An 18,335-nucleotide genomic window follows, 5' to 3' on the forward strand; every position below is an offset into this window, starting at 1 on the left:
TGTAGGCGTCCGCCATCCTGACCGCGCTCGGTGTGGAGGTGCCGAGGGCGAAGGAGCGGTCCAGGCGCGCCAGGCTCTGTTCGCGCAGCCCGGCCTGGGGAGACGTGCCTGCCGCGGAAACCGGCCGCCGCAGCGGCGATCGGGGTGGCCGACCTGCGAATACCACCTTCCGCGGGTGCTCGACCGGAACCTCGGCACGCCGGTCGTGTTCGCCCTGATCGTCCACCTTCCGTCGACGCGGTCGTGAGCCGGAAGGCTGTTTGACGCCAGGCGTGAGCGCATCGGAACTGATAGGCCATCAACTGAAGCGTTCCGGAGTATTGACTCTGCCGACGGTGGTCGCGATTCTCAACTCGCCAGTAACTTGAGTGGACATGCCAATCAAGGTGAGTGATGAACATGGTTCAACATCCGCGCCGCAGACTCCGATCGCTGACGGTGGTGTCACTGCTTGTCTCCGTGATCGCCCTGCTGCTCGGTCCGATGCCCAGCTCCGCGGCGGAGCCCGGCTGGTGGAACCCGGCCGCCCGGCCCGCGCCCGACTCGCAGATCAACGTAACGGGCGAGCCTTTCCAAGGCACCGATGACCAGGGGCGCGTGAGGGGATTCGTCGACGCCCACGACCACATCATGTCCAACGAGGGCTTCGGAGGCCGGCTGATCTGCGGAAAGCCGTTCTCGGAGCAAGGCGTTACCGACGCGCTCAAGGACTGCCCCGAGCACTACCCCGACGGCACGCTCGCCATTTTCGACTTCATCACCAAGGGCGGCGACGGGAAGCACGACCCCAACGGGTGGCCGGCATTCAAGGACTGGCCCGCCCACGACTCGCTCACCCATCAGCAGAACTACTACGCCTGGATCGAGCGGGCCTGGCGCGGCGGCCAGCGAGTGCTGGTCAACGACCTGGTCACCAACGGCGTGATCTGTTCGGTCTACTTCTTCAAGGACCGCGGCTGCGACGAGATGACCGCCATCCGTCTTGAGGCGCAGAAGACGTACGACATGCAGGCCTACATCGACAAGATGTACGGCGGTCCGGGCAAGGGCTGGTTCCGCATCGTCACCGACAGCGCGCAGGCCCGCGAGGTCATCAAGCAGGGCAAGCTGGCCGTCGTCCTGGGCGTCGAGACCTCCGAGCCGTTCGGCTGCAAGCAGATCCTGGATGTCGCGCAGTGCTCCAAGGCGGACATCGACCGGGGCCTGGACGAGCTGCACAAGCTGGGCGTACGCAGCATGTTCCTGTGCCACAAGTTCGACAACGCCCTGTGCGGGGTGCGCTTCGACTCCGGTGCCCTCGGAACGGCCATCAACGTGGGCCAGTTCCTGTCGACCGGAACCTTCTGGAAGACGGAGACCTGCCGCGGCCCGCAGCACGACAATCCCATCGGCAACGCGGTGGCCGAGTCGGCGGAGAAGCAGCTGCCGGCAGGGGTGACCGTCCCTTCGTACGCCTCGGGCGCGCAGTGCAACACCCGCGGGCTGACCGACCTGGGTGAGTACGCGGTGCGCGGCATGATGGACCGCAAGATGATGCTGGAGATCGACCATATGAGCGTCAAGGCCGCGGGCCAGGCCTTCGACATCCTCGAATCCGAGTCGTACCCGGGCATCATCTCCTCGCACAGCTGGATGGACCTGGGCTGGACCGAGCGGCTCTACAAGCTCGGCGGGTTCATCGGTCAGTACATGAGCGGCTCCGAGGCGTTCAGCGCGGAGGCCAAGCGCACGGACGCGCTGCGCGAGAAGTACGGGGTCGGCTACGGCTACGGCACCGACATGAACGGTGTCGGCGGCTGGCCGGGCCCTCGGGGCGGCGACACGCCGAATCCGGTGAAGTACCCCTTCCGCAGCACGGACGGCGGTTCGGTGATCGACAAGCAGACCACCGGCGAACGCACTTGGGACTTCAACACCAGTGGCGCCTCGCACTACGGCATGGTCCCGGACTGGATCGAGGACATCCGGATCGTCGGCGGTCAGGGCGTCGTGGACGACCTCTTCGCGGGCGCCGAGTCGTATCTCCGCACCTGGGGGAGTTCCGAGCGGCACAAGTCCGGGGTGAACCTGGCCTCGGGCGCGACCGCCTCGGCGTCCACCTCGCAATGGTGGAATCCGTTGGTCAGTTTCGCGCCCGACCGGGCCGTGGACGGTGACAAGGGCACTCGCTGGGCCAGCGAGTGGAACGACGACCAGTGGCTGCGCATCGATCTCGGATCCGCGAACCTGGTCAAGCGCGTCACCCTCGACTGGGAGGCGGCGTACGGGAAGTCGTACCGGATCGAGCTGTCGGCGGACGGCACGAACTGGCGGACGGCCTCGTCCACGACGGCCGGTGACGGCGGACTGGACACGGTGCGCTTCGACGGAACTCCGGCGCGATACATACGGATCCAGGGGCTGGAGCGCGGCACGCAGTGGGGCTACTCGCTCCACGAGGTCGGCGTCTACAGCGACTGACAGCACCGGTGGAGCGGTGCCCGAGGCCGGGGCCGGCCGGATCAGCTCTCCTGATCCGGCCGGCCCCGGCGCGCAGAGGCACGCGACGGTCGCGTCCCTTCCTGGGGCGGCGGCCCGTGGCGTTCACGGCGGGGGCGGTCGTCCATGAACGGTTCTTCTCCCACCGAGCGGGAACAGCGGCGTGTCCGTCGGCGCGCACAGCCCCGCCGGGTCGCGCGGTGAACGACAGGCTCAGGGTCGTGTCATGCGTGCGGAGGAGGGTCGGTTGGGCGGGTCGTGCTGGATGGGGCCGCGGATGAGGAAGTCCTGGATCTCGCGGTGGCGGAACTGATAGGCGATCCCGGCGGTGCGCATCAGACCCGCTTCGCAGCACCAGTCGAGAAAGCGGCCGAGACGCCAGGGCAGCGGCTGGCCGGACCAGTAGCGGCGGGTGCAGAGCAGGAACGCCAGGTAGCGGACACCTGCCGCGCCCAGGGCGGGGCCGGCGCCGGTCCTGAACAGGGGACCGAACACCCGCCAAGGCCTGAACAGCGAGTCGAGCGCGCCGCGGAAACCGCATCTGAACAGGCGGTTGTAGAGGAGAGCGAGCGCCCGCCCGCCGCCGAGACCGAACAGAAGCATGTAGATGAGTACTGCTCCGAGCGCGACCACGGGGCCCCCGGCGAACCAGTAGTAGGGGGCGAACCCGAGCCCGACCACGAGGCCGGTCGCGAACCCGGTCACGAGGTCGTTTCGCACCACGCCGCGCGGCGACGCGTTTCCGTGGGACCTGCGAGCTTCGGGTGCGTCCGAGAGCACGCCCGCCAGCCCGGCCCCGACCATCGCTCCACCGGCGAGCCCTACCACCGACCCGTATGCGAGCCCGGCCACCGGTCCGACGACATTCCCCAGGTCGACCACGACGATGAGTCCACCCCAGAAAAGCCCGCCCACAAGCCCGTTCACGAGCTGGTGCCTCGCGGCTCGGGTTCCGGCACTTGCCCGTTCCAGCCGAGACGGTACGGGCCAGGGCGGGATTCCCAGGAGCAGACCGGCCAGCACCATGAGCGTCACGTTCGTCGCGTACACCTGCCAGGCGTCGAGCAGGCCGGCGGGCAGGTCGATGGTGGCCCACACCGCGACGGTCAGCAGGACGTGGACGGTGCGTGCGCGGTGCGGGCCGGTGAGCGGCCACAGTTCATGGAGTACGAGGTCGGTGCCCGACAGGTGCCGTCCGGCCACTTCGCGGGGGCTGATGGTGTTGGTGTGCAGATAGCCGGCGAGGACGGTCAGCCAGTCGTGTACCTGCGTCCGCGTGTAGGGCGCTGTCGTGCCACCTGCCGAGGATGCGGCGAGGATGAACAGATCCAGCAGATGGTCCCGGATCCGCTCGGGTGTCTGCGGGGTGAGTGCGAGGAGTTCCACGGGATCACGGACCCAGCTGCCGTCGGGGTGACGTTCGTCGTGGACGGCGAGGGCCACGGTCAGTCGCCAGGGTGTGGACAGGCCTTGGACCAGTGGACTGGACCGGCCGGCGTGGAGTGCGTTCAGGACCGGCTCCCAACGGGCCGGTCTGCGGGCCCGGGCGGTGACGAACGCCTCGGCCGCGGCCGGGCTGACGGGAGCGATGTCGATCCGGGAGGCGTCCTCCGCCCACAGATTCGCACCTTCGAGAGCGACGTAGGTGGTGCTGCGGCAGGTGAGGACGAGTTGGCCCTTGGTGGTGCCATGGAGGTAGCCGTTCATGGCCTCCAGAGCGGCTGCGGAACGGGAGTCGCCCTCGGGAGCCTCACCGGCGTCCATTTCGTCGAGCCCGTCGAGCACGGGGAGGATCAGCCGGGCGGTGACGAGAGCGGCTGCCGCGGCGGGGCGCAGCTGGAAGGTACGGATGAGCTGGTCGGTGATCCAGTCGTCGAGCCCGTGCCGGCCGGGGTCGAAGGTGGACAGCGACAGGCGTACGGGAACGGGGGCGCCCGGCGCCCGGTCGGCGAGGAGGAGCAGCATGAGCTGGAGGGCGAGTACGGTCTTGCCGGCCCCGGGTGCGCCGGTGATGACGAGGCGGCCGGGCCGGAGGTCACGGTAGTAGGCGGCAATGTCCTTCAACGTGCCCCGGGGCGCCGCGCCTGTGGCGTGGTGGGCGGGGGAGGGGACGAAGGCGAACTCGACGTCGATGGTGCGGTCGCTGCCGCCGAGGAGCCTCTGGCGGGCCTCCTCTTCGCGTTGCCTGATGTGGCCGGCGAGGCGGTCGGCGATTTTGGCGGTGTCGGTATCCTGCGAGGCCTGGGAGAGCGTCGCCTGGTACAGGCCCGCCATCGCCAGCATCAGGCTGACCAGCCCCAACGCCAGCCCGCCGGGGTCCACATCCCCGGTCCCCGCCCGGATGGCGATGGCGACCGCCACCCCCACGGCCACCACCGTGAGCGCAAGCCATCCCCACAGCGTGTGACGTGCCGTCCGCATGTGCCCGACCTCACCATTGGCTTCGTTGTTCAGGAAACCGAACGCCGCAACGGTGTTCACGGGTCCGTTGCCCCCGCACCCCGACCGGCAACGGATGGCCCGGCTCGGCGGACTGCACGGGGTGAGCTTCCCCGCAGACCACCGCAGCGCCCTCACGTGGTCCGGATCAGACTCCGGGGGCTGTCCCGTGCCCGTTCGGGGCTGCCGGGGTTCGCCCCGGTCACCTGCTGTGTGAGCGGAAGCGGAAAGCGGCGGCCACGACAAGGCTGCCCAGGACAACCGTTCCCGCAACCAGCGGAGTCAGACTCATGGTGCCTCGGCCGCCGGTCGTGGCCAGGCTGCCGGAGGAGCCGGCCGATGGCGCCGCCGTCGCGCCCTCCCTCGTACCCTCGCTCGGGTTCTGTGACCCGGTGGTGCCGGAGGTGGCCGTGTCGGGCACTTCGGACGGGGCCGGGCCGGTCGTCGCTCTCGGCCCTGTGATGTCGAGCGATGCCACGGTGTTGTTCTGTCCGGTGTCCAGCCTGCACGGCACGTCGAGGTCGATGGTCATGCCGCCACCCGCGGTGACGCGCATGATGAGGTCACCTACGGTGATCCTCGCCTTGCCCGGCCGGGTGAAGGTGAAGCTCGGCGCGACGCCGGTCGCCTTGACGGAGAACGGTCCGGACCTCGGGACGTCGGTCCTGGCCACGTGGAACGGCACTTCGAGGTTGGTGTCGCCCTCAGGCGCTGTGACGCGGACCTTGGTTTGCGCTGTGCCCTCGATGGTCCTGATACCGGCCCTGCGCAGCCCCTCCGCGTCGGCCGCGTTCACCGGCACCGCCGCGTGGATGACGAACTTCGAGGTGGGCTTGCCGACCGTGGCCGAATTCGGTACATCCGAGTCGATCCTTACCGTGCCTGCCCGGTCGTGGAGCACCGGAACCGAGCATACGTACCGCAGTTTGAGCGATACCGGGTCCGCGACCGCGGTCGCGGACCCGAGAACTCCCACGCTCGCGCCGGCAACCCCCGCAGCCATCGCCAGCCCCAGGGCCCTACGGGCCACCGGACCGCTCGGGACGGCACGGGAAGTCCGGCGCCGCTCACGCAGGCGCTGGACCGGATTGTCACTTGCCATCTTGATCCTCGGTCAGGTGCAAGGGGCCTCCGGATGAGGCTCATGGGTTCCTCCCCGGAGGGGACGGCTGTGGGGCCGTCCCCTCGCAGTCGGGCGGGGCCCGCCCTGCCCTGACGCACAACGGATCCTGTGACCGACCGTAGGACTGGCCGGCACGCCGGAATTGTGCCTGTGCGTAAGAAAGTTGTCGCTGTGCGCAACGCTTGATGCGGTGGGCGCGAGGACCGACTCTGGAAATGCAGACTTGGAGAAGGCTGCGGTGAAGGGTGTCCTCGATGGCTTCGGAAACCTACGTTGTGGACTCGTCGACGACCCGCGACGTGACATTGCGTGAGCGCACCGATTTCTGGAGCGAGCACGTGACGTCGTATCAAGGCCGGATGGGCTACGGGTACCCGCGCGCCGACGACTTTCATGCGGGGACGATCCGCCAGTGCACGGACACCCATCAGCTCGTCATGTTCTGGTCGGACACGATCACGTACACCAGGACCGCGGGCCAGACGCGGTACGACCCGGACGAGGACTACCGCTTGTTGCTACCGGTCGCCGGGGAGATGGTGCTGCGGCAGGACGACCAGGAGGTACGGCTGACGCCGGGGGCCGGGTGCCTGGTCACGTTCGCCAAACCCTTCGAGGTCCTTCAGAACGCCTCCATGCGGGCGCTCATCATGTCGATCGCCGCTCAGGAGGTGAACGGGCGATTGAACAGGTCGTCGCCGCTCACCGCGGGCCTCGACCTGACCTCCGGTCTGGGCCGGGTGGTGCGCGACATGCTGACCGGTCTGCACGAGGAGCGCGACACCCTGACCAGCGCCCAGTTCGACGCGGTGTCGGACCGGTTGGTCGAGCTGCTGTGCATGCTCGCCGCAGGCGAGGACCGCCCCACCGCCCCGGGCCACCTGGCCGATGTGGAGGCGGTGGTCCGCCGGTACATCCGCGAGCACGCGGCCGACCCCGATCTGACCGGCGTCACCGCGGCACGGGCGCTGGGTTGGTCGCTGCGCCAGGTGCAGCTGGCCCTGCGGCATGCCGGGACGACCCCCCGCGAGCTGATCCGCGAGGAACGGCTGCGGTTGGTACGGGACCGGCTGCGGGCACCCGCGTACCGGCATATGACGATCACCGAGCTGGCTTACGCGTCGGGATTCTCCTCCTCAAGCGCGCTGAGCACGGCATTCCGGCAGCGCTTCGGGGTATGCCCCCGCGAGCTGCGGCGCGCGTGCCCCGGTCCGTCGGCGACTCGCGCCGGAGTTGACTGACAGCCTCAGCCGTCAGCCCTCCGGGGCGGATCACCAGCGGCGCGCGCACCGGGCGCTGACGTGCGGAAACGTGACGGGTCCGGCCGTGCCGGGGAATCGCCCGGGCCAATCCTCGGCGCCTGGTCGGCCGGGTCAGGCGGGCGAGGGAGCGGGTCGGCTGTCACAGACCGAGCTGCCGTCCGGTCCTAGGGGATGACTGAACGGCGTTCCCCATGGCGCCGTCGAGGTCTTCGGTCAACGCTCGTCAAGAGGAGAACAACATGAGCCGGGTCAACATCGCACGCCCCGATGCACCGGGATATGACGAATTGGTTCCGTCACGCTACGCGCTGAAGGTCGGCGACATCGATGTGATGGTGATCAGCGACGGCGTGCTGCCGATCCCCCCGGCGACATTGGCCACCAACGCCGCCTCGGCCGACCTGGCGGCCTGGCTCAGCGACATGTTCCTGCCGCCGGAGGTGCTCGACTGGCCACTGAATGTGGCCGTGGTGCGCAGCGGTGGCCGGACCGTCCTCGTCGATTCCGGGCTGGGGACGGAGTTTCCGGGCTTCCCGCGGGCCGGGCAGCTGGCCATGCGCCTGGACGCCGCCGGGATCGATCCCGCGTCCGTGACCGACGTGGTGCTCACCCACTTGCACATGGACCACATCGGAGGGCTGCTCGTCGACGGTCTGAGGGGCCGGCTGCGCCCGGATCTGCGGGTCCATCTGGCGTCCGCCGAGGCCGAGTTCTGGCAAGCGCCTGATTTCACCCGTACCGACATGCCGGCACCGGTGCCGGACGTGCTGCGAACGACCGCCTCGCGGTTCCTGGACGTGTACCGCGGCCAGTTGCGGCCGTTCGAGACGGAGTACGAGGTGGCGCCAGGAGTAAGGATCTGTCGCACCGGTGGTCACACTCCCGGCCACAGCATCGTCCGCCTGGAGTCCGGTGGCGACCGGCTGATGTTCGCGGGCGATGCCGTGTTCCAGTGCGGGTTCGACAAGCCCGAATGGCACAACGGATTCGATCACGACCCCGAGGAGTCGGCCCGCATCCGGATCCGTCTCCTGACGGAGCTGGCGGCGAGCGGCGAGCAACTGGTGGCCACTCACCTGCCGTTCCCGTCCGTCTGCCATGTGGCGGTCGCCGGCAACGCGTTCCGTTTCGTCCCGACCGTCTGGGACTACTGACCGCACTCCGGTGGGGGCCGACACATGAGAACCGTGTGACCGGGCCGGCCACCCGCTGCGGTGGGAGGGCTGTTGGCCGGAAGGCGGCGTCTGGGCGAGGATGGCAGGATGTTCCAACCTGTCACCCTCCGCGCGATCACCGACCTCAACCGGTCCGCGGTGCTGGGCCTGCGGGTGGCTGCCGGGCAGGAAGGATTCGTCGACGGTGTGGACCGCTCGTTGCGCGACGCCGCCGAGCACCCGGAACTCGCGCCCTGGCCGCGAGCGGTCCACGCCGGGGAGCGGCCGGTGGGGTTCGTGATGCTCGCTGACGGCGTGGCCGCGGGCAACCCGGATGTTCCCTGGCCGTTCTACCTGTGGCGGATGCTGATCGACGGCCGGTTCCAGGGCCGCGGGTACGGGCGGGCGGCGTTGGACGCGGCGGTGGCGCATCTCAGGTCCGGACCGGACGCCCGGGAGCTGGTGACCAGCGTCGTGCCGGGGGAGGGTTCGCCACTGGGCTTCTACCTGCGGTACGGCTTCGTCGAGACCGGGGAGATGTTCGACCACGAGCGGGTGCTGCGCCTGGCCCTGTAGGGCGCCGGGTGCCGGTGCGGAGCCGCCTTCCCGGCGATGGCCGCCCGGGGGCCGGCGGGGCGTGGCCCGGTGACCCGGCGGTGGACCGATCGAGCACTACGGTGCACTGCGCGGGGCCGCTGCCGTGTCCGGCGGGGGCGGGTGCTGTCGGCGGTGCCAGAAGGGGTGGGTGGCCCAGCGATCCTCCCAGGAGTGGACGGTTCGGTGGCCGAGGAGATAGCCGTCGAAGGTCTCGTGCAGTTGTTCCGTATAGGTGCCGGTCGCGCTGTGCCGGCCCGCGAGGCGGGCGTCCACGGCCTCGCCGGCGCACTTGCCGGTGTAGAGGGCGGTGAGGATGCCCTGGGAGGAGACCGGGTCGTAGGCCGCCGCGGCGTCGCCGGCGGCGATCCACCCCTCGCCCGCCGCCGGTTCCAGCCGGGCGGTATGGGCGGCGCAGCGGCGAGGTACGTCTCCTGGGCGGGCCGGGCGGCCCCGGGTACGGGTGGCGATGTGCGGCGCGGTGGTGAGCAGGTCGAGGAAGACCTGTGGGGTGGTGAGGGCGGGCGGGGCCAGGTCGGTGTCGGTGAAGTAGGCGACGAGGCGGCCGGTGGGGTGGCAGGGGGCGGTGTACCACCATCCGTCGGGTGCGGCTTCGACCACAGAACGGCTCTCGCTGTCGTGCGGGTCGTGGGCGAGCCGGAGGTGGACGGCGACGAGCCGGTCGTAGCGGTGGCGTACGGCTCCGCAGCGCATGGCGATGCGGGCGCGCCGGCCGGTGGCGTCGATCAGCCAGCGGCAGCGTACGGTGCGGCGCGTCTCGCGGGTGGTCAGCGTGATCTGCCAGTCGCCGTCGGGCAGGCGCGCGGGTCGTCCCGCGGTGGTGTGTTCGGCGACCCGCGCGCCGTGGGCGAGGGCGCGGGAGCGCAGCATGCTGTCGAAGGCGGGCCGGTCGAGGTGCCAGCCGCGGCCGTGGGGGTCGTTGATGAAGTCGGTCTGCTGCGGGTGGGACGATCCCCAGACGGACAGGGTGCCGTGGCACGGGCGGTGGTCGCTGTCGAGCGCGCGGGAGTCGATCCCGAGGTCGTGCAGCAGCATGCGGGCGGCCGGGACGAGGGATTCGCTGGTCTTCGGCGGCCCGGTGTGTGCGTCGGCGAGCAGAACGCTGCGTCCGGCCCGGGCCAGCGTGATGGCCGCGGCGGCGCCCGCCGGGCCGCCGCCCGCGACCACGGCATCGTAGTGACCCCGGTGGTCCGGGCGGCGCCCCGCGGCTGCCGCGGTGGTCATCCGCTGTCCCGGAAGGGGTCGACGTTGGCGATGTAGCCGGCCGAGATCTCCTCGGGATCGAATTCCGTGTTCCGGGTGACCTCGTCGACGGCCTGCTGGTTCACGTCGGTGCGCCATGCCGCGTCGGGCGCGGCGGGGCCGGCTTCGGGGACATGGACGTTGACCAGGTTCCGGCGGTCGTTGACCTGGGGGAGTCCGGGCGTGGACTCCGCGAGGATGTGATCGGGGAACTTCTTGTCCCCGGCCGTGTACGGGTGGGTCTCGACGATGCCGAACTTGGCCCACCAGTCGACCATGTTCTGCAGGCCCTTCAGTTTGTCCCGGTCCAGGAAGCGGTGCCAGACCGCGCGCCGGGCGAATGCCTGCTCCCGCTGGTCGTCGGTGCCGTTCTCGTCGTTGACGACGTCGAAGTCCTCTTCCTTCAGTACCTGGTTGGGTACCCGGGCGGGCCAGAATGACGGGAGGTAGGGGCTGTAGCGGGGGCCGATGTTGGCCGCGAGTTCGTAGCCGGAGCGGCAGCTCGCGGTGTCGGTCTGCCAGGGGATCCCCATCCAGCGGGTGAGGTCGCCCGGACCCTGGGCGTGCAGCGGACCGTCGTCGGCCAGCGCCTTGTCGGGCGTGAGGTAGGGCCCGTAGTCCGGGTCCTGGCCGCCGGTACGGTGCAGGATGCGGAAGGGCTCCTGGTAGAGGGTGAGGTGGCGGACGGGCCAGGTGACCTCGCAGCCCGGATGGAAGGCGTCGGCGAGGCAGTAGTCCAGCGCGGCCCGGTCGAGCAGCCCGGGTTGCAGGGCGAGGGGTGCCTTGTCGAGTTCCGGCCGGGGTGTGCGGAGCGTGGTGTCGTCGAACTTTCCCTCCACCCACAGTTCGAGCAGTTTCTCCTGCGTCTGCGTGAGCACACCGTGCTGCAGGGGGGACTTCGGGCGGCTGGACATGGCGTCCCCGTACAGCCAGGGCCAGGGCAGCGGCGAGACGCCGTCGCGCTTGTAGTTGCGCATGGAGTAGTAGACGCGCTGCCGCAGGTCGCGGTACTGGGGTTTGCCGCTGCCGAGCGTGGCGAGGACCTGTGGCGAGGTGAAGTCGTTCGGGGCACGCCATCCGAACTCGGCCGCGAAGCCCTCGTTGACCCACTGGTGTCCGGTGAACCGCAGCAGCAGCGGCTTGATGTGCTCGTCGAACGTCACTTTCGCGGGGAAGGGCAAGTCGCCGTTCCGCACGAAGAGGTCGTACAGCAGGTCGTGGAGCGTCACGATGCCCTTGACGTCCGGTGCGTAGTTCGGCGGCCCGACCACCACCCAGGCCAGCTTCGCCTCGAAGGGCTTGTCGCCGATCTTCACCTCGGCGGTCACCGGGCCGTCGGAGATGTCGTCGTACCATCCCTCGTTGTTGCCGAACGTCGTGAGCGCGGTCTTGGGGTCGGTGAAGGAGTCGGAGTGCCCCTTGCCTCCCAGAACCACGAGCCGGCCCGCCTCATCGGTCCGCAGTTCGCCCAGGTACACCGCGGTCCCGTCGACCGTCCCCTTGTCGAAGACCTTGCCGCTCCGGCCGAGTCCGGTGATCGACTGTGCGGAGGGGGTGTTCTTGAGCGCGCCCCGGTCAGCGATGTCCGCGTTGCGTCGCGCGAACTGTTCGTCCGGCAAGTCCTTGGCATCGGGGATGTCGAGTGCGAGGGAGAACTTGTACCAGGCTGCCTTCTTGTTCGCCAGTTGGGCGGTCCAGGTGACCGTGGCACCGTCCTGGCCGTGTTTGACCTCTCCGAGAACGTTGCCGTTCTCGTCGTAGCCGTAGACGCGGAACCGTGCCGCCTGCCTCTTGACCGCGGCGGAGCCGTCCTTCGAGAAGCCCGGTGTCATGGGCGGTTCGTCAGGGCTCTCGGGCCCGTAGAAGAACTTGTCGCTGTTCCCGACCCGCGCGATACCGATCGCGGGGTGAATCTTCACGTACGCGACGTCCGTCATGGCGTTCTCCAGAGTGCTCACGGAAACCGCCGGAAGGGCTTCGGCACACGGTTCCGGCCCGCATGCCACCACGAGGTCCGCGTCACGGTCCGCGGCACGCGGAGGCCGCGCTTCTCCGGCGGCTGATATCTCAGGGCCCATCCCGGGCACAGCGTGTGATGCCTCGTGTGCGAACGGGCTGGGAGACGGGGCCGAGCACCCCGGGGCGGTCCCCGAACACGCCGAAGGGGTACGCACAACCCCTCACCACGATAGGCATGTTCCGCTCCGACCGCACATGGAGGACCGGCCGGTCGATGCCGCGGGCCCTCCCGCGCGTGGCCTGGTGCACTGCCGTTCGTCGCTTGTACGGGGTATCAGGTCCGGGGAGTTCGCCCGCCGAAGGAAACCAAGGGGACGGAGAGACCGTCCGGCAGCACGTGAGGTGGGAAGATGACGCAGACGGTCACAGGAACCGGCGAACGCCAGGAAACGGATGCCACCGTCGGCCCGATCACCGGACGTGCGGTGGCCTTGGAGCGGCTGCGGCGGATCGCCGATCCCTAGGAGCGCGTGGTCGTGTACGCTGCCGCCGCCGGGGAGAAGGTGATCAACCTCGGCATCGCGAACAACGTTTTGCTGTTCCAGCTGCTGCACGACAACGTCTTCTCGAAGGTGTCACTGACGGAAGAGGACGCCACGTACGCGTCGCCGCCCTACGGCGCCCAGGAACTGCTCGGCCCGATCACCACGTTCCTGCGGCAGAGGTTCTCGGCCGGCATCGACCCGGCCTAGGACGCCTACGCCACCGCCCCCGACCGCTTCCACCTGGTGTACGGGCTGACCAAGGACTTCGGGCTGTCCGGGTTCCGCATCGGCTTCCTCGTCTCCAGATCGAACGCTGTCCGCAAGGTCATGCAGGGCGACGAGAGGTGGAAGTCGTTGGCCTGGTTCGGACCTCTCGACTCCCTCAAGAGTGCCTACGTACGACGGCTCTTCGGCACCACAGCACATCCGAGCGACTTCCCCGCCACGCTGATGAAGGACTACCGCCAGAGCCTGAAGGGCGCGTACGACCGGGCAGCGGCCACGCTCAGGAGCACCAGGATCCACTACGTCGGTCAGGACGAGCAGTCCCGCAACGCCGCCCAGTTCTTCCTCCTCGACCTGAGCGCCTACCTGGACAGCAAGAAGTCCCCCAAGGGCCTGCAACCGCCGCCTTCGGCGATGGCCTGGGGCACTGCTATGCCCCAGGACCGCGTCTCGCCGATCATGTCGAGGGAGGGCGGCCACTTCTCGACATGGTCCACCTGCGCACGGGATGGCACACCCGCCCCGGCGGACCACGGTGACCGGACCGGCCTCGGGTGGGACAGGATCCCGGTTCTCGGGCAGGAACAGATGCCGGTTCGCTGCGAACGGATGCCGCACTTCGCCGTAGCGCGGTTACGGGTCGCTGTCCGGCGCCGACGCGGTTCGTGGGCAGGGTCGTTCTGCTCGCCGCCGTGAGGCCACCGCCGCCTCGGTACCACTGCGCATGGTCCGCAGCGGCCGTTCTCCCTCAGCATCTTCAGCCTCGTACAAACGCACCGGTGCGGCCGTGGCCGCATACTCGCTGGTTTCCCGGAGGGCGATACAGCAGTATGCCCACGGGATAGTGAACAGACCACTCCTGTCTGCCTGACAACGTCATCGAAGGAACGCATGGACTCCGGCTTCGACAACACCGCCTGGCGCTACGGACCGCTGGCAACGCTGTTCTACGAACTCGACAAGCCGATCGGCACCTCGTTCGGAGACGTCGAGTTCTACGCCGACCGTCTGCGGAACGTGTCCGGACCCGTCCTGGAACCCGCCGTGGGCACCGGGCGAATCCTGATTCCCCTGCTCGAACAGGGACTGGCCGTGCGCGGCTACGACACCTCGGCATCCATGCTGGAACAGTGCCGTGCCAACTGTGCCCGGCGAGGTGTGAAGGCCGATGTCTTCGAGGGTGACATGACCACGCACCACGACCCCGGCGCCTTCGAGGCGATCGTGATCCCCACCGGGTCCTTCGCCCTGCTTCCCGACCGTGAAAGCGCGCAGACCGCGCTCACCGTCATGCACGAGAACCTGGCTCCGGCGGGCCGGCTGATCGTCGACATCGAACCGCCGTCCATGGGCACAGCCACCGACGACGGACCGGTCCTCCACCAGTGGAGTGGCAGCGATCTCGTCACCCTCACCACGTGGCGCACGCACGTGGACCCGGTGGCCCAGCGCACCACCCGCTGGCTTCGCTACGAAGCCTGGAAGGACGGCACGCTGACACGCACCGAGCTTCAGATCTTCGCCCTGCTGTGGTTCGGGCAGGCCGAGTTCACAGCCATGCTGCACCAGGCGGGTTTCGCACACGTCAGCGTCCACGGCGGCTACCGAGCAGGTGCCGCACCGACGGCCGCAGACGACGTGTGGACATTCGAGGCCACCCGCGCATAGCGCGCCTGCTCCCATCGGCAAGCCGCCGGGGCCAACGTGGGTGCGGTTCAAGAGGATTGCCACGCGAGGCGGCACGCGGCGGGGACCGGCTGGACGTCCTCGCCTCGGCTGCGGCCCGGTGGACCCGCGACAGCATCCTTCCTGAACTGCTCCGGATGCGGTGACTCGTGTACCACCTGGACACCCCGCCCTGGACCATCAGGATCCATGGTCGGGGGTGTCCACTCCCAACGGTAGGCCTCAGGTACGGCGGTGGCTCTGTCCAGGGACAGGCAGGACCGGCGTGCTGCCGGACCCGGCCGATGTCGGTGGGCCGGGTCGGGCGACTGCTGTGCCGACGACTGGTGAGGCATGCCTCGGAATGAGAGCGCGAATCGATACGCGCCCTCACGCGTCCTAGTCGATGCGGTCAACCCAGGCGTTCACGACGTATCCCGCACCCCAGGGGTTGGAGGCGACCGAAGTCTGGCCGACGGGAGCCCAGTTACCGAGGATGATGCGCTGCGGCAGTCTGGGGTCGAGCGGGTTGAGCACCGCGTGGATCCGGTGCTGACCGGTACCGCTGGTGCAGAGGCTGGAGATGCTGGCCCCGGACGAGATGGTGCAGTCGCCGGGCGCTGCCTGGGCGGCGGGCGCCGTGGCCAGCATCATGCCCGCCGTGGCCGCCGCGACGGCCACGGCACCGGCGAGCCCGCGCTTCCTGGACAGGGACTTCGTGAACATGGGGGACTCCTTCTTCTGATGACGGTGTGTGATGAGAAGGGGCGCATGTGCGGGTGGAGCACGGAGCGGAACGATCCGGTTCTGGCAGGCGGCTCCGTGAGGTGTCACGGACGCCGCGTACGCCAAAGCGCCACAATGGATGAGAAAGCGAGTGATTCCCCGCTTGATCGCGAGCAGAATCCTTCCCAGGTACGCGGTTCCTGGCAAGAGCTTGGCCAGATTTGGTACAGACCAATTGTCGGCCCTGGTGCAGGGTTTCCGGGTCGGCATCGGCCGGGTGGACGGTGTTTGGGCGCGATGACGCCTGGGGCGAGCACCGCCGACACCGACAGGCGGAGCGCGGCGGCGAACCGGTGTGACGTGGACGCTCTTCCGGAAGGTGCCTCGGATCGGCCGATCGGCAGGCAGCCCGGCGCGGATGGGGTCGGGTGTGCCACCGCCCGGCCCATGGGGCGCCGCCAGGTGACCGGTGGTCCGAACCGTGAGCGATCGTCGGTTCAGTGCCGCGCCGCCCGCCAGGGGTGCATGGAATCACGGCCATCGGTTGTGGAGTGCGTGCCGGTACCGGGTTCACGAACTGCTGTTTCCGGGATGACAGCCACGTTCGGGTGAATTCCCTTCGGTGTAAGGGAAATGAGGACAATTCCCGCCAGCATGGCAGAGGGGCTGCGGCAACCCTGATCAGGAGGCCGCGGGCTCCCCTGCCGCGCGCACCGGGCCCGGAGGGGCCGGCACAGGTTCTGCCCGGAACCGGTTCCGCGATGGGGTGCACACGGCCTGGCGGGCCGCCGGCCGGGCCGTGTGTGCAGTACGTATGTCAGAAGCCGCCGGAACACAGCCTTGCGCGGACGAGGAGACCATGCCCGCCACCAACGACACGCTGCCGTTGCACCGCCTGGAATTCGATGAGCCGGGCCCACCCTGCCGGACTGCGCTCCACGACGGGACGCCCGTCTGGCGTTTCACCCGTTATGACGATGTACGTCGGCTGCTGGTCGACGCCCGCTTCGCACGCATCTCACTGCCCGGTTCCTCCAGCGTGCTGGATGACCCCGAGTTCTTGGCCAAACAGGACGGGGCGGCCCACCGGCGACTGCGACGCACCGTCCAGGGCGCCTTCACCCCCCGTGCGATCGCACGCATGGAACCACTCGTGGCCGAAGCCGCCGACCGGCTCCTCGACGACCTCATCCGGCAGGGCTCTCCGGCGGACCTCGTCACCCGCTATACCCAGCCGTTCCCCATTACCGTCACCAGCACACTGCTGGGCGTGCAGGACCTGGACCACGACCGCCTGCTGCACTGGAACGAGTACTGCTTCGCCCTCACCACGGGCAGCACCCAGGAAAGCTCCCTCGCCCACCACGAGCTCACCGAGTTCACCGCCCGTCTCCTCGCCGAACGACGGCGTACCCCCGGCGACGATCTGATCAGCCACCTCATCCGCTCCGCCGACCACCAGGGCGGCATCCCCGACGCCCCACTCGTCAAGCTCATCAGCACCCTGGTGATCGGCGGCTACGACACCACGATGACCATGCTCGGCAACGCCCTGCTCTACTGTCTGAGCGAACGCCCGCAGGACTGGGAGCGGCTGGGATCCGACGAGAAGGCGGCAGGGGCGCTGACCGAGCGGCTGATTCACCTGATCCCCCTGAACGACCCCGAAAAGCTCACCAACCTTCTGCGAGCCACCGAGGACATCGAGATCGGCGGTGCGAAGGTCCGCACCGGCGAACTCGTCATCGCCGACCGGGCCGCGGCCAACCGCGATCCCGCGGTGTTCCCCGGCGGCCCCTGCGCCGACCCGTTCGCCCCACTGCAACAGCCCACCCTGGCATTCGGCGTCGGACAGCACTACTGCCCGGGCACCTGGCTGGCCCGCACAGAACTCCGTATCGCTCTCAGCCATCTGGCCTCACGGCTTCCCGGCCTGCGACTGTCCGTTCCGGTGGACGCCATCACATGGCGTCAGAGCAACCTCACGCGAAGCCCCCTGAGCCTGCCCGCCGCCTGGTAGCACAACTCGCACATCCGCGACTGGCGAGGCGTCAGGGCATCACCGTTCGTCCCTGATCCTTCCCAACGCCGACGAGGAAGTGGGGGAAGCGGCACCCGGGCCGGGACTGCTTCCCCCACTGCTCCCGCCCACCCGGCCCGAATGCGAAACGGACTCAAACCGGCCCCGGATGCGGATTGCGAACCTGGACCGGAACGGGAGGCAGCTTGGTCGGACGGTGCGGCAGCCGACTTCGGTCGGCGGTTCGACGCACGGGCCGACTCGTGCCAGGTCAGGTCGGCATGGATCAAGGTTCAGGTCGACACGGCGGGTGTGCGCCGGTGATCCCCGGTCAGCGGCGGCCGGTGGCCAGAGTGACGAGGAACTGGCCGCCGCCTGCTTCGATACCGGCAGTGACCGGCAGCCCCGGCACCAGTCGGGAGAACCGGTCCACCAGCCAATCCGCCGCCTCTTGGGCGTCCTGCCTGCTCGGACAACGGCCCACCATCTCGCGGCCCCCCTTGCGCTCCAGTCTTTCGGCAACGGCGATGAGTGGCGCGGGTTCGACCACGTACAGCCGGTCCGGCCAGGCGATGACCACCTTGACCGCGCCCTTGCGGGTGTTGCACCCGCGGTGCGCCAGCCGCTCGGCGACCTTGGCCTTCCGGTCGGCGGTCCGGCTGTCAACGCTGGGCCCCCGCGGGTCGTTCACCGACATGTCGGGGTCGACCGTTTCGTCGCACACCCAGCACCGCCAGCCGTCGCGCTCTGCCACATCATCAAGGAGACTCACCCGAGCAAACTAGCCTGTCCAGCCGCTATCCCGCGCACCAGGGTCCCGGGCTCCGGCTTCTTCGTGGGTGATTCCGGTCTGGTGGACGTGGACGTGGACGAGAGGTTCGG

Annotated in this window: 14 protein-coding genes; 8 read left to right on the forward strand and 6 right to left on the reverse strand. The window is 69.2% G+C overall.

The features are described from left to right. The first annotated feature begins 393 nt into the window (after window positions 1-393). On the forward strand, window positions 394-2,460 hold the full coding sequence (locus tag ABT170_RS35145; RefSeq protein ID WP_329940609.1) for a discoidin domain-containing protein: 2,067 nt from the start codon (window positions 394-396) through the stop codon (window positions 2,458-2,460). Between the two features lie 231 nt (window positions 2,461-2,691). On the opposite strand, the gene ABT170_RS35150 is transcribed toward ABT170_RS35145, so the two are convergent. Both ABT170_RS35150 and ABT170_RS35155 read right to left on the reverse strand, forming a co-directional pair. Further along, on the reverse strand, window positions 2,692-4,959 hold the full coding sequence (locus tag ABT170_RS35150) for an NACHT domain-containing protein (RefSeq protein WP_351874329.1): 2,268 nt from the start codon (window positions 4,957-4,959) through the stop codon (window positions 2,692-2,694). A 160-nt stretch (window positions 4,960-5,119) separates the two neighbouring features. Continuing rightward, window positions 5,120-6,019: a DUF6801 domain-containing protein gene (locus ABT170_RS35155; RefSeq protein WP_351874332.1), complete on the reverse strand. Its 900-nt coding sequence runs from the start codon at window positions 6,017-6,019 to the stop codon at window positions 5,120-5,122. Window positions 6,020-6,294: 275 nt separating this feature from the next. On the opposite strand from ABT170_RS35155, the gene ABT170_RS35160 reads away from it, so the two are divergent. The 3 genes from ABT170_RS35160 to ABT170_RS35170 all read left to right on the forward strand — a co-directional run bounded on the left by ABT170_RS35160 (window position 6,295) and on the right by ABT170_RS35170 (window position 9,032). Beyond that, window positions 6,295-7,281: an AraC-like ligand-binding domain-containing protein gene (locus ABT170_RS35160; protein ID WP_329940612.1), complete on the forward strand. Its 987-nt coding sequence runs from the start codon at window positions 6,295-6,297 to the stop codon at window positions 7,279-7,281. 260 nt (window positions 7,282-7,541) lie between these two features. Beyond that, the gene (locus ABT170_RS35165; RefSeq protein ID WP_329940613.1) at window positions 7,542-8,456 is read left to right on the forward strand and encodes an MBL fold metallo-hydrolase; all 915 of its coding nucleotides are present in this window, start codon (window positions 7,542-7,544) and stop codon (window positions 8,454-8,456) included. Window positions 8,457-8,564: 108 nt separating this feature from the next. Then, the gene (locus ABT170_RS35170) at window positions 8,565-9,032 is read left to right on the forward strand and encodes a GNAT family N-acetyltransferase (protein ID WP_351874336.1); all 468 of its coding nucleotides are present in this window, start codon (window positions 8,565-8,567) and stop codon (window positions 9,030-9,032) included. A 96-nt stretch (window positions 9,033-9,128) separates the two neighbouring features. Here ABT170_RS35170 and ABT170_RS35175 read toward each other — a convergent pair whose 3' ends face one another. Together ABT170_RS35175 and ABT170_RS35180 are read right to left on the reverse strand one after the other, a co-directional pair. After that, the gene (locus tag ABT170_RS35175) at window positions 9,129-10,295 is read right to left on the reverse strand and encodes an NAD(P)/FAD-dependent oxidoreductase (RefSeq protein ID WP_351874339.1); all 1,167 of its coding nucleotides are present in this window, start codon (window positions 10,293-10,295) and stop codon (window positions 9,129-9,131) included. Further along, the gene (locus ABT170_RS35180; RefSeq protein WP_351874342.1) at window positions 10,292-12,271 is read right to left on the reverse strand and encodes a LodA/GoxA family CTQ-dependent oxidase; all 1,980 of its coding nucleotides are present in this window, start codon (window positions 12,269-12,271) and stop codon (window positions 10,292-10,294) included. The genes ABT170_RS35175 and ABT170_RS35180 overlap by 4 nt, the downstream gene beginning before the upstream one ends. A gap of 531 nt (window positions 12,272-12,802) precedes the next feature. On the opposite strand from ABT170_RS35180, the gene ABT170_RS35185 reads away from it, so the two are divergent. The 3 genes from ABT170_RS35185 (at window position 12,803) to ABT170_RS35195 (ending at window position 14,710) form a co-directional block, all read left to right on the forward strand. Then, window positions 12,803-13,024, forward strand: coding sequence for a hypothetical protein (locus ABT170_RS35185; RefSeq protein WP_351874345.1), 222 nt, complete (start codon window positions 12,803-12,805; stop codon window positions 13,022-13,024). Between the two features lie 33 nt (window positions 13,025-13,057). After that, window positions 13,058-13,738, forward strand: a complete 681-nt coding sequence (locus ABT170_RS35190) for an aminotransferase class I/II-fold pyridoxal phosphate-dependent enzyme (RefSeq protein ID WP_351874426.1) — start codon at window positions 13,058-13,060, stop codon at window positions 13,736-13,738. Between the two features lie 195 nt (window positions 13,739-13,933). Further along, on the forward strand, window positions 13,934-14,710 hold the full coding sequence (locus ABT170_RS35195) for a class I SAM-dependent methyltransferase (protein ID WP_329940619.1): 777 nt from the start codon (window positions 13,934-13,936) through the stop codon (window positions 14,708-14,710). A 396-nt stretch (window positions 14,711-15,106) separates the two neighbouring features. On the opposite strand, the gene ABT170_RS35200 is transcribed toward ABT170_RS35195, so the two are convergent. Next, complete coding sequence (locus ABT170_RS35200) at window positions 15,107-15,433, reverse strand: hypothetical protein (protein WP_351874348.1); 327 nt, start codon at window positions 15,431-15,433, stop codon at window positions 15,107-15,109. An 859-nt stretch (window positions 15,434-16,292) separates the two neighbouring features. Here ABT170_RS35200 and ABT170_RS35205 point away from each other — a divergent pair. Beyond that, window positions 16,293-17,453: a cytochrome P450 gene (locus ABT170_RS35205; protein ID WP_329940621.1), complete on the forward strand. Its 1,161-nt coding sequence runs from the start codon at window positions 16,293-16,295 to the stop codon at window positions 17,451-17,453. 331 nt (window positions 17,454-17,784) lie between these two features. Here the strand turns inward: ABT170_RS35205 and ABT170_RS35210 are convergent, their stop codons facing one another. Continuing rightward, on the reverse strand, window positions 17,785-18,225 hold the full coding sequence (locus ABT170_RS35210; protein ID WP_329940622.1) for a hypothetical protein: 441 nt from the start codon (window positions 18,223-18,225) through the stop codon (window positions 17,785-17,787). Window positions 18,226-18,335: the final 110 nt, after the last annotated feature.

The sequence above is a fragment of the Streptomyces sp. NPDC001787 genome, from assembly GCF_040297465.1.
Classification (GTDB): Bacteria; Actinomycetota; Actinomycetes; order Streptomycetales; family Streptomycetaceae; genus Streptomyces.